The 231-nt window shown below is 48.1% G+C and carries 1 pseudogene; it reads right to left on the bottom strand.

The window, feature by feature from the left end:
* Positions 1 to 231: pseudogene (locus tag Q4563_RS23130) on the bottom strand (hypothetical protein); the annotation flags it as partial.

Genomic DNA, 231 nt, shown 5'->3' with positions numbered 1-231 from the left:
CTCAGAAACAGGAACACCTTCTACCAGTGAGTACATAGAGTTGGCAACGTAGTCAGAGCCGATGTCTGTATCTGCTGCTACATCCAGCTGATAGACGATGCCACAATCATTGCTTTCAGCCAGCTGAATGTCACCGCTGCTATCGCTCATGCCACTACCAACACTGGACATGCCAACGTACAACTTGCTACGAGTTGGATCGAACGTAACGCCTTCTTCTTTCTTGAATTC

Source organism: Gilvimarinus sp. 1_MG-2023, from assembly GCF_030548285.1.
Note: the sequence above shows the minus strand (reverse complement) of the source record. Positions and strands in the feature narration are given on the sequence as shown.